The sequence below is a fragment of the Sphaerimonospora thailandensis genome (assembly GCF_016863115.1).
GTDB lineage: Bacteria > Actinomycetota > Actinomycetes > Streptosporangiales > Streptosporangiaceae > Sphaerimonospora > Sphaerimonospora cavernae.
Genome location: NZ_BOOG01000012.1, coordinates 146,661 through 159,905, shown reverse-complemented (window position 1 = coordinate 159,905; position 13,245 = coordinate 146,661). Strand labels below are relative to the sequence as shown.

Genomic DNA, 13,245 nt, shown 5'->3' with positions numbered 1-13,245 from the left:
TGTTACCCTTCCACTTGGTTGTGGCGGGCAAGCGGAATATGGTCGAGGAAACTTGCCCGTTCTCCGTCAAAGCGATCGCCTTGACCTACAAGATGATCGAACCATGTGGGTGCGTTCTGATTGCATATCTCGTGCATCACCATGAGGTCGGTTGCGGAGTGGTGGAGTATCGGTTCGATCAGCCAGATCTGGCTGATGTGTGGAAACCACTGGTAGGACGGGGCCGACAGGGCCAGGATCGCGTCGGCCAAATCCAGTTGTTTCAGCAGCTCGCGAACGGCGATGACCTCAAGGGCCCTGGTATCTCCGTTTAGGAGCGGCGGTGCGGTCATCAACGACCACGGCAGCAAGAAGTAAGCGAGCAACCGCGACGATCAGTGCCGAACGTGAGGCTCAGCCGAGTTGCACCAAAATCGGATCACATCATCTCGTCGCTCGAGTATCGCATGCTGTAATCGCCCCAGCGCATCGGAGGGCTCGACGCCCAACTCATCGATAATCAGGCGTCGCGCCTGGCCGACGAGATCGAGAGAGTCTTTTGTGCTTCCGCCGAGATAGGTAGCGCAAATCAACTGGCACCAGATGTCTTCCCGGAAGGCGTCTCTGGCAAGATGCTGCTGAATCTCCGGGATAAGCACCCGATCATGACCAAGAGCTAGTCGGGCAGAGATTAACTGACTCTGGGCCGTCATGTAGTGCTCGGCCATACCAGCTAACCGCTCGCGGAGCTGTGGAGCGGCGGTACAGTCCTGACCGGCGGGGCCACGCCAGAGACTCAAGGCTTGCAGAAGGATGCTCTCTGCCTGACCGTAGTCGCGTTTCGCCAAGAGGGCGCCGCCTGCCACGGTGAGTTGCTGGAAGCGGTGCACATCGACTTCCCCCGGGTCGGCATCGTAATAGTAACCTCCCGAGCTTCCGACTCCCGCGCGAAGAGTGACGAGTCTTTTGGCCAGGACCGGATCGATGGCCACAAGTTCGGCCCGAAGGCGTGCGACGTAGTTGCGGAGGTTAGCGGGAGCGGATCTACCTGGGTTCTCCCACAGATTCTCGAGGAGATCGATCGCCGATACCGTTCTTCCAGCGTTGAGTAGGAGCACTGCGAAGAGCCCGCGTAGTGGAGCTTTGGAAATAGGCTGTTCGTCTCCGTCGGTCTCCACAAGAACCCGTCCGGACAGCCGAAAGCGAACAAGCATTGCGCCCGATCCCCCGTATTCGCCAGCCGCTCATGCCCTAGGTCATAGCTCGACGCGGCTAAGCTATTCGGATAAATCCCGATATGTCAAGCGTTGAGTGAAGGTCTTTCAGAAATCCGATCGATCAATTCGGACAATATGGTCATATCTCTCCCGATGGTGATTTAATTGAGAGCGGGGTTCGGTGCGGAGTGGGTCGTGCGGCTTGTGATCATGACGGCGTGATCGGGGTGCTTGGCAAGGGTGGGAGGGGCATCCGTAGGCTGGGGGCGTGACTCGAACGCAGACTTCGGAGGCCCTGTTCGCCCGCGCCGGTGAGGTCGTCCCCGGCGGAGTGAACTCGCCGGTCCGCGCCTTCGGCGCCGTGGGCGGCACACCCCGTTTCATGGCCTCCGGCCAGGGGCCGTACGTCACCGACGTGGACGGCAACCGCTACGTCGATCTGGTGTGTTCTTGGGGCCCGATGATCCTCGGCCACCGGCACCCCGCCGTCGTGGCTGCCGTGGAGGAGGCCGTCGGCCACGGTTTCTCGTTCGGCACCGCGACCGAGGGCGAGGTCCTACTCGCCGAGGAGATCGTCTCCCGTGTCGCCCCGGTCGAGAAGGTCCGCCTGGTCAGCTCCGGCACCGAGGCCACGATGTCGGCCGTACGGCTCGCGCGCGGCTTCACCGGCCGATCTAAGATCATCAAGTTCGCGGGCTGCTATCACGGTCACGTGGACGCGCTGCTGGCCTCCGCCGGCTCCGGCGTGGTCACCTTCGGGCTGCCCGACACCCCCGGGGTCACCGGGGCCTCGGCGGCCGACACGATCGTCCTGCCGTACAACTCGGTGGCGGCCGTCGAGGAGGCGTTCCGGGCGTTCGAGATCGCCTGCGTGATCACTGAGGCGTGCCCGGCGAACATGGGCGTGGTGCCCCCGGCGGCCGGCTTCAACCGGCGACTGCGTGAGCTGTGCACCGAGCACGGCGCGCTGCTGATCCTCGATGAGGTGCTGACCGGCTTCCGGGTCTCCGCCTCCGGCTGGTACGGAATCGACCCGGTCGAGGCCGACCTCATGACGTTCGGCAAGGTGATGGGCGGCGGTCTGCCGGCGGCGGCGTTCGGCGGGCGGGCAGACGTGATGGCCCACCTCGCCCCCGAGGGGCCCGTCTACCAGGCGGGCACGCTGTCGGGTAACCCGCTGGCCTGCGCCGCCGGGCTGGCCACGCTGCGGGCCTGCGATCAGGGCGTCTACGACCGGGTGGACGCGGCGGCCCAGGCGGTCGGCCAGGCCGCTTCCGACGCGCTGAGCGCAGCGGGCGTGCCCCACCGGCTCCAGCGGGCCGGCAACCTCTTCTCGATCTTCTTCACGGGCGGGCCGGTCGTCGACTTCGACTCGGCCAAGGCCCAGGACTCCGGGGCGTACCGGGCGTTCTTCCACAGCATGCTCGACCAGGGCGTCTATCTGCCGCCGTCGGCGTTCGAGGCATGGTTCCTGTCGGCCGCCCACGACGACGAGGCGCTCAGCCGCGTCACCGACGCCCTCCCCACCGCCGCCAAAGCCGCCGCCCAGGCCGCCTGAAGCTCACTTCACCCACGCGAGCGCCTCTCCGATCTCCCGCACGAGTTCGCCGGGTGCGATGCGGGGGGAACCACCGAAGCGGCCGAGAAGCCAGCCCCGTTCGAGGTTTTCGTTCGGGCGCGGGGGCGGTCGCAGACTCGACAGGGGGTAAAGCTGAGTGGACCCTCGAAAGTCCTTCTCGGTCATCCAAACCGTGTCTCGATCCAGGATCCGCTCGCCGCCGGCCAGGGGACGCAACAGGGATGCGTCATGAGTCGTGAAGACCATCTGGGCGCCACGGGCATTGACCTCGGGATCTTCGAACATGCGGATCACCTCGGCGGCCATCGTCGGGTGGAGGCTGGCATCCAGTTCGTCCACAAGGACCAGGGCGCCTTGCTGGAATGCATCGAGCAGCGGCCCGACCATCGCGAACCAGGACCGCGTCCCCATCGATTCGTGTGCGAATTCGAGAGACGCGGTGTGCTCCTCGGCCCGGTGAAGGAAGCGTAGCTCTCCGCGCCGCAGTGACTTCAGATCGAATCCGACGATCCCCAGATCGGCGACCGCCATGAGGCGGCTCACCTGATCTCTGAACTGTCCGTCACGCGTCGCTCTCTCCTGGGTGAACCTCTGACGCCCCGGTAGATCCTGTTCCGGGCTGATCAACCAGACATTGTCGCGAAACCACTCGAACACGGGTAGCAACTGCTCGTTGTTCCATTCCGCGGCAACTGCGAGAAACAGGGCGTCAGGCCGGGTCTTGCGCACCAGGTCCTGCTTCTCGCCACGCAAGCCTTCCCCGGCAAAGTGGATCTCATCTCCGTCGCGGTCGAACCAGACCTGGCGTCGGCCCTTCGGGTAGGCGTGCAACCACTCGGCCTGTACACGCTCGTCATCGATCTCGAACCCATACGTGTAGCGGATTCCGCCGAGTTCCAGGTCTATCTCGTAGAAGGATGACTCCGTGGCGCATTTCGGATCGAGGGCGAAAGGGACGCGCCGGAGGGGGGACTCCTCATTGATCCACGCGACGGACCTCAGCACAGCCTGACGCATCAGACGTAGTCCGGCCAGCGTGTTGGTCTTGCCGGAGGCGTTGGCTCCATAGATGGCCACCACCGGGACGACCGACACCGGACGTCTCCCCTCCCGGATGGGTAGCGGTCGAGCAGAGCCATCGTTCAACTCCGTCGCGATCAGTGACAGTCGCTGGTCGTCTCGGAATGAGAGAACATTCGCCAATCGGAAGTTGAGAAGCATGGCAAGCCCCTTTCTTGAGCTCACCGTACATCTTTCCTGTCTCCCCCCGTAGATATCATGCGCCAGAAGGCCTGAGACAGGGTCTACCAACCCGATAGACGGGCCACTACTTGACCAGTGCGTCGAGGTCGATCTCGATCTGGAAGGGTACGGACACGGTCAGCAGGCCGTGGTGGATGCCGGTGAGGCCGTACGAACCGGTGGCCGGGTCGCGCTCGTATACGTAGACGACGGGTCTGCCCTCGTTCTCCTCCACCCGCCAGAAGTGGGGAATGCCCGCCTCCGCGTACCGCAGCGGCTTGAGCTTGCGGTCGCGCTCCACCGACTCCGGAGAGACGATCTCGATCACGAGATGGACCTCCCGCGTCTCATAGAAGGTGCGGGCCATGTCCGCCGCGGCCTCGGCGTCGATGACCGCTACATCGGGACACGGGCGTGTCCGGTGCCCGAGCTTGACGTCCATACGGTGCACCGGCGCGAGGTGCGCCGGGGCCTGCGAGTCGAGGCACGCGGTCAGTCCGCGGATGAGCCGCTGGTGGAACCGCCGCTGGGGTGCCCTGAGGACAAGTGCTCCATCGATCAGTTCGACGTGTTCGAAGAAGTCGGGCTCCCCGTTGGGACCTTCCGGGGGCAGGTGATCGAGATCTTCCGCGGTCCATCCCCAGGGCGGCGGGGCAGGCCAGTACTCGAGCGCGCTGCTCACGTCGTGCACCGTAGTGGCGTTGTCGTCGCCATGCATGATTATCTGGCTCATCTTCGTTTTCGCGCTGCCTGTCATCACCCATGAACCCCAGGCACTGGGCTGCGGGGAACACCATGCGGGCGTTGACGCGCGCCGGGCGTCAACGGTGTCGTCTATCCTGATTTCACTCACTCGCTTCTCGTCCTCGTTGTCCTATCGTTCAGATGAAGCAGGGGAGGGGCTTGGCTGCCATTCGTGTTCGAGGATCGAGTGGACGATGGAGTCCCGCCACCGGCCTCGTACGAGGAGATGGTCACGGATGCGGCCTTCCTCGATCATGCCGAGCTTTCGCATCAGCCGTCTGGAGGCGTGGTTGTCGGGGCTGCGGGCGCCCCAGATGCGGTGCAGGCCGAGTTCGTCGAAGCCAAGCCGCAGCAGGAGTTCCACCACCTGGCTGCCGAGTCCCTGCTCCCACTGGTCGGCGCGGAGCGCGAAGCCGATCTGCCCGCTGTTCTGGCCGGGATGCTGGGTGTCGATGGCCAGGCGGGCGAAGGCGATGACATCTCCCGTGGGACGGACCGCGGCCAAGGAGTACTCGGTCCGCGGTTCGCCCCTGGCGGCCTTGGTCGCGCTTGTGAGGGTGGCTTCTACCTGAGTCCGGTCGCGTGGCTCGAAGCTCAGGTGCTCGGTAACACGTGGGTCGCCGTAGATGGCCAATACGGCGTCCACGTCGTCAGGGGCGGCGAACTCGCGCAGGCTGACGGTTGAGGAGGTGAGCGTGACCGGGTACATGCGGCGAGACTAACGACTTCGGGGTAGCGCCGCCGCTGCGGGCGTCTGGCTGTAGAACTCGATTTCTCGTTGCAGGTCGCGTGCGGCTGCGGCGTTTCGGTACTGGGGCATGCGCAGTGCGGTGTGGACCCGCATGGTGCTGGAGACGATGCCGCCGATCCGCTGATCGGAGGGTAGATCGAGGACAGGGCGGAGAGCTTCGACAGCACCGTCGACGTCGCCGAGGTTGACCCGGGCCAGTGCCTGGTCGGCCCGGGCTCCGGCTTCGTCGCTGAAGGAGCGGTCCGCGGGGTCGGCCTCGCCGTACGCGGTGATAGCTTCAGCGGCGAAGCGGTCAGCTCGGTCTTCGTTGCCGGGCAGCCACACGTGAGTATCGGCGGCGTAGTACAGCTGACGCGGTCTGGGGAAGGTCATGATGCCGCCGATGGCGTCCAGGTCGTCGGCCTCGACCTGGTCGCGGGCATCGGTCGCGCGAGTGATCGCCTCCAATGCGCGGATCTCGTCTCCGAGGGTGGCCCACACTCGGGCCTCCTGGGCGGGGAGCCACACTGCCGCGGTTCCCCGCGTCCGGGTGGCCGGCTCGGCTCCGGATTGCGCATAGCGAGCGGCCTCGTTCGGCCAGCCCGCCCAGTACGCGATCATCGATTGTAGGCCGCGGGTCCAGGCGCGCAGGCCGTCGTGGCCGGCGTTTTCCGCGCACACGAAGGCGGTGCGCGCCTGAGTCATCGCCGAATGCGGTTCACCCAGGTCGTGGCTGGCCTTGGCGAGCATGCCGCAGATGACGCCGGTGAGCAGGTACATCTCCGCGGTCTCGGCGGGCCGCTGGCGGCCCTCGATCAGGCGGAAGGACACGTCCTGCAAGTCGATCAGTTCCCCCAGCAGGATGGGGAGTGGCTGCTGCTGATAGGCCAGTGCGAGGCGGGCCACCTCGTCATGGAGCTGATCCAGGGTCTCGGGTCCGACGTTGCTGCCCTCGACCATGACGGCGAATCGCAGCGCTCTGCGTGCGGCCATCTCAACCTCTCTTTCTATGCTCCCGGGCATCAGGCTTTCTCGTGACCGGGATGTCGCAGGTGAAGCTGTCTCACCGGCTGTCTCACTGGCCGGAACCGGTACGGCCGGGGCGAAGGCGGCGTTGCAGCGCATCAGGACGGCGCGTTCCTGGGCGTCCATCCGGTCCAGCGCCTGGGGATCCAGCAGGCGTAGCGGCGTGGTCCCGTAGACGCCGGCCAGGGCGATGATCTGAGTCGCCTGCGGTGATCGTGATCCGACGGCGGGGAACATCTCCAGCCGCGACAGCAGCGGCTGATCGATGACCGATGCCGGGGCGTCCTGCCGGTACCGGTCGACCACCTCAGGCTGGCTGAGCCCGTGCGCCATGCGGAAGGCAGCCAGCCGGGAGCAACCGCACAGGTGCCGGATCTCCTCGGCGATCTCTTCCACGCTCCGGCCCTGCTGGGTCATCCGTGATCGAAGACGATTGACGTCTCGCTTGCTCCATCCGCTCATCAAGGCTCCCTCGTGTGAGGCTTCTGGTGGCCAGGGTTGCCCTGATGGCCGTGATCGGCAACAGCACAAATCGGACAGCGACCGTATCGGCGGCATAGGTCCATCGTCTTCTGTTGCGAATTCGCAGGTCAGAGGCTGGGAGGCGTGCATGGAAACCATGTCTGGGACCGGGGTGACTATCGGGAGCGACACAGGGTTCACTTAGTGCAGTCCCTGATAGCTCTCTGTGACAGGAGTGGCGATGCTTCCCACGCATGCTCCACCTGCCGAACCACTGGCTCAGGCCACATATCGATCGCTTCGCAGCAACTGGTACCGGACGTCCGTATGGTGCTTGCCTCCTCGTGACGCACCTCGCCGAGCCAGGCTCCTCCTGCGGGAGCGACTGTCCGGCATTCCCATCGATTCTGAGGTGGTCGATGAGCTGGAACTAGTGATCTCTGAGCTGGCGACCAACGCCATCAGGCATGCACCCGGCCCCTATGAGCTGCGAATTCTGTACGAGGCCGGTCTGCCCGTTCACGTTGAGGTGGCCGTCTCCGGAAACGGCGCAGCCCTGGTCGACCGTTTGCTCGATCGCCCTCTTGGCAGCTCCGACGGCGGCCACCTGCTGACCGACAGTGAGCGAGGCCTGCGAATCGTCGTGGCCTATACCGGGGGACGGTGCGGGGCTCGGACGGTTCGGCTGTACGGCACAGGCCGCTGGGGCACCGGTGTCTGGTTCGAGGTATCGACCCCGCCTTTCCGACCCCAGGTCTCCCTGTTCTCATCGCCCTGAGCACGGGTGCCAGAGACCGCCGTGCGGTACGTGGACCTACTGCACGAGTGGGCGAACTGGCATCGGCGCCATGGCGCGGTGCGATGCGCATCCAGTACGCGCCCGGAATACACCCGGGTCGGTCACATCCCCGAAGGAGGAGATCGTGGCATGAGGATCGGTTACAGCTTCTGGGGCTTCATCGGCCCCGGCATCGTGGACACCCCTGACGGCGGCCGGTTCTGGCGTCAGGGCATCATCGACACCCTTCTGGGCCACGGCCACGAGGTGATCCTGCTGCAGCAGGATCGCGACCGCCTGGAGGCCGGCACAGCCCAGCCCTACGTCTGGGACACTGGGCTTCCCCCGCTGGATGTGCTGTTCTGCGAGTGGCGGTGGCCGCTGCCCGGCCGTAACACCACTCCGTGCGGCACGACCGGGCACACCTGCGACCTGCACCGCCAGGCCGACCTGCTCGCCCATTACACCGATCGGGGCACCCCGACGGTGTTGTGGGACACCGACCGGCAACTCCCCTCCGACGACCTGCTGCGTGGAACCCCGCACGTCATCGTCTGCGATCCCGCCCTTCGGCCGTCACCCCCGGCCCCGACGTTGGCGGCGATGGTCCCCGACGACCTGCTGGAGGCCGCCGACCCTACCCGGCTCGCCGTCGCGGACCGGCCGTTGGATCTGGCCTACGTCGGCAACCAGTACGACCGCGATGAGGCGTTCGACCGGTTCTTCGCGCCGCCCGCCGCCCGCGTTCCCCATCGGGTGGCCGGCAAGTGGACCCGCATCGAACCATGGCCGCATGTGAACTTCACCGGCCGTGCCCCGTTCACCGAGGTCAGCCCCATCTACAGCACCGCGCTGGCCACGGTCCTGCTCATGCCCGACCGGTACTCCGCGACCGGATCTGTGTCCCAGCGGTTCCCCGAAGCGGTGCTGGCCGGGTGCTTGCCCCTGACCCCGACCACCCTCCTCAGCGCCGACCAGATCACTCCCACCGAGTTGCATGTCGCCGATGGCGACGAGGTCCTGGAGCGCCTGGCCTGGCTCCGTGGCATCCAGGGCACGCCCGAGCACGCCGACCTGATCGCCGCCTGTCTCAACCGGCTCAACCTGTTCCGCCACTCCCGCCAGGTCGCCGAGCTCGAACGGCTCATGGCCACCCTGACCCACTCCACGAGAAAGGCGTACCGGTGACACCCCCTGCCCCCGTCGGCCTGCCTACCTTCGCGACGTTCCACGACGCCTACCGGGCGGTGCTGCACCGGATTCTCACCCAGCCGAACTACACGGCCAGCGCGCGAGGGAAAACCTTCAGCGAGATCCTCGGCGCCGGCTTCACCCTCACCGACCCCCGCCATCGCATCCCCTACCTGGTGGCCCGCCGTCCGAACATCGTGTTCAACTACGCCGAGGCGCTGTGGTATCTGGCCGGCCGCGACGACCTCGATATGATCGCCTACTACGCGCCCCGGCTGCGGGCACTGTCGGCCGACGGGCAGCACCTGACCGGCACTGCCTACGGGCCGCGCCTGTTCACCCCACCCGGCGCCTCCCAATGGGATCATGTGGTGGACCTGCTGCGCCGCGATGCCGGCAGCAAACGCGCGGCCATGGTCATCATGAGGCCCACCGAACTGGCCGACCCCGGCAATCCCGACGTCGCCTGCACCCTCGCCCTGCAGTTCCTCCTCCGCGACGGCGCGCTGCACACCGTGGCGTTCATGCGCGGCAACGACGCCTGGATCGGCCTGGCCTGCGACGTGTTCTCCTTCACCGTGATCGCCGAGTACACTGCCCAGCACCTCGGCGTCCCCCTCGGCACCTACACCCACCTCGTGTCGTCCATGCACCTGGCCGTCGCCGACCTTCCCCGGGCCGAGGCCACCCTCGCCGAGACTGCCGCCCCCGCACTCGACCCGCCGACCATGCCGCCTACCGGCCCCGACACGCTGGCCACCGTCCTTGAATGGGAGCAGCGCCTGCGGACCAACGACAGCCCGCTGAACCCGAAGGCCGCCGACGTCGCCATGCTCGACCCGTACTGGCAGCACGTCCTGGCCCTGTTCGAGGTGCACCGCCAGATCGTTCACCAGGACGGCACGGTCAGCGGCGGCGTCCTCGACACCCTCCCCGCGTTGTACCGGTGGCTGCTCGCCCAGCGGTGGCCCGGCCGGATCCCGCCCCTGTACATCCCGGCCGTCCCGAATGCCGCACCCGTGCAGGCGGTCACGCCATGATCGCCCAGCCCGGCATCCGGCGGGCCCCTGGCGGCATCGACTGGACCCGCTGGTCGGCCATCCTGCTCAAGCCCGACTGCGTCCTCCGGGGCCTGGTCGATCAGGTCCTGGCCTGCCTGGCCGAGCATGTCCAGGTATCCCACCCCCGCCTGATCGCTGCCACTGAGCAGCAGGTCATGGCCCACTACGACGACATGCTCGCCCCGCAGGTGTCGGCCGAGTTCGGCTTCGACGTCGCCACCGACCTGCGCCGGCTGTATGTCGGCCAGCAAGTGGTCGTGGCCATCGCCAACGGCGACAACGCGCCCGCCCGGCTGCGGACCCTGATCGGACCGACCGACCCCTCCACCGCCGACCCCGGCACCATCCGTGGCCGGTTCGGCATCGACAGCCTGCGGCAGGCCCGCGCCCGCGGCCAGCTGATCGACAACCTGATCCACACCAGCGACCGCCCCGGCTGCGTCGCACGCGACATCGGCATCTGGTACGGCCCCACCGGGATCCATCTACTCACGGAGGAACAATGACCGCGGAACCTGTTCTCCCGCCCCCGACCATCCACCGCGCCGGGCTGCGGCCCACCGACCTGAAGGTCATGCCCGCCGAGCAGCAGGCCACCCTCGACCCCTACATGCGGCTCATCGTCGGCAACCGCAAGTCCGGGCTGTCGCTCAACCACATCGTCGGCTGCCCGCTCGACTGCGGCTACTGCGTACGGCACTTCTGGGGAAACTTCGACGACAAGGTCCCTCAGATGCTCGTCACCACGCCCGAAGCCGTCGAGATGCTCGTAGCCCACCCGGAGTTCCTGCCGCACACCACGCCGCTGCAGCTGTTCAACAAGGCCACCGACCCGTTCTTGCCCGGGGTGAAACCGCACACCTTCGCCGTTCTGGAGGAACTGGACCGGCGCGGCCTGAGCAACCTCGTGCTCATCATCACCCGCTTCCACGTCCGAGAAGAAGACATGGCCAGGCTCGGCCGACTGCAGTACATCCGGCCGACGCTGCTGTTCACCTACTCGGGGATCAACGATGCCCGAGTCGAGCCGATCGCCAAGACCAGCACCACCGTCGACTCCATTCGCACGGCCGCCGCCCACCGGGGCAACACGAAGGTGATCCTGTACTGGAGGCCCATCGTCCCCGGGTGGAACGACGACCCCGACACCATGGCCGGAGTTCTCCAGGTCGCCGACGAGACCGGCGTCGACGCGATCGTCTTCACCGGCTACTACCACAAGGAGGAAAACGCCACCTACCTGCGCGACCTTGGCGTGCCGGTGCCGTACGCCGACAACTGGCAGCGCCGCAAGGTCCTCCCCGGCGAACTCGACGCCAGCGTTGTCCAGGCCTGGCGCGACTCAGGTATCTCCATCCCCCTGTACCGCAAGACGAGTTGCGGGGTGACCGCCGCCTGGAAGTTGCCCGACTACAACGGCCACCTCGGCGTACCGGAACTGTGCGACATCTGCCCATCTGAGCAGGTCGCACGGTGCCGACAGGCCCTGAAAGCGCCAACCCCCGACGAGTTCCGGACCGCCCTGGAGATGTTCGGTTTCGATCCCGACACACCATTCCTCATCGAGGACGGGCATGTCTTGACCGCCAAGCTCGGGGAGCAGCGCCGCTACGCGCTGCAGCACTACTTCGGATACCAGGTCTGGGAAGTCGAACACCCGCACGTCCATTCCGCCCACGGGCGGGCCCTGGAAGGGTACACACTGACCCCAGAGGAACAGGACCTGCTTGAGCAGGCCCGCGAACGGCTCGCCGCAAGCGCGCGCCACGACGACGACTGACCACGACTGAAGAGGTGACGAGCGATGCCGCAGCGGTGGGAACAGACTCCGATGGTCGCGCTCGACCTGGAGGGCAGCGGCAGCCAAGACCACGATGACGAAGCGATCCTGGAGATCGCGCTCGTCCCCATGGCTGTCGGCCGTCCCGCCCTCGACCAGGGGTGGCACTCGCTCGTCAACCCGGGGCGGCGCATCCCGCGCCGCCCCTGGACCTCACCCGGCCTGACCAACGAGATCCTCGCCCAAGCCCCGCCGTGGAACGCCGTCGAGCCCGCCGTACGGGACCGCGTCCAGGCCGCGATCATCGTCGGGCACAACGTACGGGTCGACTGGCGCCTGCTGCACCGGCGCTCCCCACGCTTACGCCCGGCCGCGCTGCTCGACACCCTCCGCCTGGCCCGCTACGTCCACGGTAACCGGACCGGCAAATCCCTCACCGCCTTGCTAACCGAACACCGTCTGACAGAGCAGGTGAACGCCCTCGTCCCGGATGGACAACCACACCGAGCGCTATGGGACACGGTCGCAGTGACGCTACTGCTACCCGCGCTGATCGCTGTCCTGCCGAGCCGGGGCGACACCACGATGGCCGAACTCGTCCGGCTTGCCGGTGTCCCGATGGATGGAGAGAACGTCGCGCCGGGACCGCAGGAGCAACTCACCCTGGGATTTTAATTCTCATGAATGACGAAACTACGGCCGCACCTGGCGGCACCATCGCCATCGCCGACAAGCCAGTCTCCCGCCTGGGCTTCGGCACCATGCGCCTGACCGGCCCCGGCACCTGGGACCACCCCACCGACCCGCTCGCTGCGGTCGCCGTGCTCCGCCAGGCGATCGAAGCGGGCATCACCCACATCGACACCGCAGACGCCTACGGCCCGCACACCGTTGAAGAGCTCGTCCGCACGGCGCTCCACCCCTACCCCGACCAGGTGCTTGTCGCCACCAAGGTCGGCATGATACGCCCCGGCCCGAACATCTGGCGTCCGCTCGGTCGGCCCGACTACCTGCGCGCCGCGGTGGAAGCCAGCCTGCGACGCCTGGCAACCGAAACGATTGGGCTGTGCTACCTGCACCGCATCGACCCGGCCGTGCCCCTCGCCGATCAGGTCGGCGAGCTCGCCGACCTCCACAAGGAGGGCAAGATTCGGGCGGTGGGGCTGTCCAAGGTCTCATGCGCCCAGATCGAGGAGGCCGCCCGCATCGTCCCGATCGCCGCAGTGCAGAACTGCCTCAACCGCGACGAGCCAGACGACCCTGCCGTCGGCTACTGCCGCGACCGCGGCATCCCCTTCGTGGCCTATCGGCCGTTGAACGCCGGCGCGCTCACCGCCGATGGAGGCCGCACTGCCCTGCGATGGCTTCTGTCCCTCGGCGACCATGTCGCCCCGATCCCCGGCACCGGCTCGCCCTCCCACCTGATGGAGCTAGTGAACGCCGCAGTCTGATCTCC

Annotated in this window: 14 protein-coding genes; 8 read left to right on the top strand and 6 right to left on the bottom strand. The window is 66.7% G+C overall.

The genetic code is table 11. The features are described 5' to 3' along the window. Positions 1-2: 2 nt before the first annotated feature. Together Mth01_RS06950 and Mth01_RS06945 are read right to left on the bottom strand one after the other, a co-directional pair. Positions 3-332, bottom strand: a complete 330-nt coding sequence (locus Mth01_RS06950) for a hypothetical protein (RefSeq protein WP_204013207.1) — start codon at positions 330-332, stop codon at positions 3-5. A gap of 42 nt (positions 333-374) precedes the next feature. Then, on the bottom strand, positions 375-1,193 hold the full coding sequence (locus tag Mth01_RS06945) for an AfsR/SARP family transcriptional regulator (protein WP_204013205.1): 819 nt from the start codon (positions 1,191-1,193) through the stop codon (positions 375-377). A gap of 271 nt (positions 1,194-1,464) precedes the next feature. Here Mth01_RS06945 and hemL point away from each other — a divergent pair, with 271 nt between their 5' ends. Then, positions 1,465-2,754, top strand: a complete 1,290-nt coding sequence (hemL, locus tag Mth01_RS06940; protein WP_204013203.1) for a glutamate-1-semialdehyde 2,1-aminomutase — start codon at positions 1,465-1,467, stop codon at positions 2,752-2,754. A gap of 3 nt (positions 2,755-2,757) precedes the next feature. On the opposite strand, the gene Mth01_RS06935 is transcribed toward hemL, so the two are convergent. From Mth01_RS06935 to Mth01_RS06920, 4 genes are all read right to left on the bottom strand, one after another. Further along, positions 2,758-3,870 carry an AAA family ATPase gene (locus Mth01_RS06935; RefSeq protein WP_239089432.1) on the bottom strand — a complete coding sequence of 371 codons (1,113 nt, stop codon included), beginning with the start codon at positions 3,868-3,870 and terminating at the stop codon, positions 2,758-2,760. Positions 3,871-4,102: 232 nt separating this feature from the next. Beyond that, entirely contained in the window at positions 4,103-4,699 is a 597-nt protein-coding gene (locus Mth01_RS06930; RefSeq protein ID WP_239089431.1) for a Uma2 family endonuclease, read from the bottom strand. Positions 4,700-4,891: 192 nt separating this feature from the next. Continuing rightward, positions 4,892-5,470, bottom strand: coding sequence for a GNAT family N-acetyltransferase (locus Mth01_RS06925; protein WP_204013197.1), 579 nt, complete (start codon positions 5,468-5,470; stop codon positions 4,892-4,894). Between the two features lie 9 nt (positions 5,471-5,479). Continuing rightward, complete coding sequence (locus Mth01_RS06920) at positions 5,480-6,979, bottom strand: hypothetical protein (RefSeq protein WP_239089430.1); 1,500 nt, start codon at positions 6,977-6,979, stop codon at positions 5,480-5,482. Positions 6,980-7,220: 241 nt separating this feature from the next. On the opposite strand from Mth01_RS06920, the gene Mth01_RS06915 reads away from it, so the two are divergent. From Mth01_RS06915 to Mth01_RS06885, 7 genes are all read left to right on the top strand, one after another. After that, the gene (locus Mth01_RS06915) at positions 7,221-7,757 is read left to right on the top strand and encodes an ATP-binding protein (RefSeq protein ID WP_275408895.1); all 537 of its coding nucleotides are present in this window, start codon (positions 7,221-7,223) and stop codon (positions 7,755-7,757) included. A gap of 150 nt (positions 7,758-7,907) precedes the next feature. Beyond that, positions 7,908-8,945, top strand: coding sequence for a CgeB family protein (locus tag Mth01_RS06910; RefSeq protein WP_204013192.1), 1,038 nt, complete (start codon positions 7,908-7,910; stop codon positions 8,943-8,945). Further along, complete coding sequence (locus Mth01_RS06905) at positions 8,942-9,988, top strand: thymidylate synthase (RefSeq protein ID WP_204013190.1); 1,047 nt, start codon at positions 8,942-8,944, stop codon at positions 9,986-9,988. Before Mth01_RS06910 ends, Mth01_RS06905 begins: the two co-directional genes overlap by 4 nt. Next, positions 9,985-10,515: a nucleoside-diphosphate kinase gene (locus Mth01_RS06900; protein WP_204013188.1), complete on the top strand. Its 531-nt coding sequence runs from the start codon at positions 9,985-9,987 to the stop codon at positions 10,513-10,515. The genes Mth01_RS06905 and Mth01_RS06900 overlap by 4 nt, the downstream gene beginning before the upstream one ends. Continuing rightward, a complete protein-coding gene (locus Mth01_RS06895) occupies positions 10,512-11,789 on the top strand; it encodes a radical SAM protein (protein ID WP_204013186.1) in 1,278 nt (425 codons plus the stop codon). Before Mth01_RS06900 ends, Mth01_RS06895 begins: the two co-directional genes overlap by 4 nt. Before the next feature lie 24 nt (positions 11,790-11,813). Next, a complete protein-coding gene (locus Mth01_RS06890; RefSeq protein WP_204013184.1) occupies positions 11,814-12,464 on the top strand; it encodes a 3'-5' exonuclease in 651 nt (216 codons plus the stop codon). A gap of 5 nt (positions 12,465-12,469) precedes the next feature. Continuing rightward, complete coding sequence (locus Mth01_RS06885; protein ID WP_204013181.1) at positions 12,470-13,240, top strand: aldo/keto reductase; 771 nt, start codon at positions 12,470-12,472, stop codon at positions 13,238-13,240. Positions 13,241-13,245: the final 5 nt, after the last annotated feature.

Coding starts and splice junctions, on each gene's coding strand:
- Mth01_RS06950 (WP_204013207.1), bottom strand. CDS start 332: ATGACCGCACCGCCGCTCCTAAACGGAGATACCAGGGCCCTTGAGGTC.
- Mth01_RS06945 (WP_204013205.1), bottom strand. CDS start 1,193: ATGCTTGTTCGCTTTCGGCTGTCCGGACGGGTTCTTGTGGAGACCGAC.
- Mth01_RS06925 (WP_204013197.1), bottom strand. CDS start 5,470: ATGTACCCGGTCACGCTCACCTCCTCAACCGTCAGCCTGCGCGAGTTC.
- Mth01_RS06920 (WP_239089430.1), bottom strand. CDS start 6,979: ATGAGCGGATGGAGCAAGCGAGACGTCAATCGTCTTCGATCACGGATG.
- Mth01_RS06915 (WP_275408895.1), top strand. CDS start 7,221: ATGCTTCCCACGCATGCTCCACCTGCCGAACCACTGGCTCAGGCCACA.
- Mth01_RS06910 (WP_204013192.1), top strand. CDS start 7,908: ATGAGGATCGGTTACAGCTTCTGGGGCTTCATCGGCCCCGGCATCGTG.
- Mth01_RS06900 (WP_204013188.1), top strand. CDS start 9,985: ATGATCGCCCAGCCCGGCATCCGGCGGGCCCCTGGCGGCATCGACTGG.
- Mth01_RS06895 (WP_204013186.1), top strand. CDS start 10,512: ATGACCGCGGAACCTGTTCTCCCGCCCCCGACCATCCACCGCGCCGGG.
- Mth01_RS06890 (WP_204013184.1), top strand. CDS start 11,814: ATGCCGCAGCGGTGGGAACAGACTCCGATGGTCGCGCTCGACCTGGAG.
- Mth01_RS06885 (WP_204013181.1), top strand. CDS start 12,470: ATGAATGACGAAACTACGGCCGCACCTGGCGGCACCATCGCCATCGCC.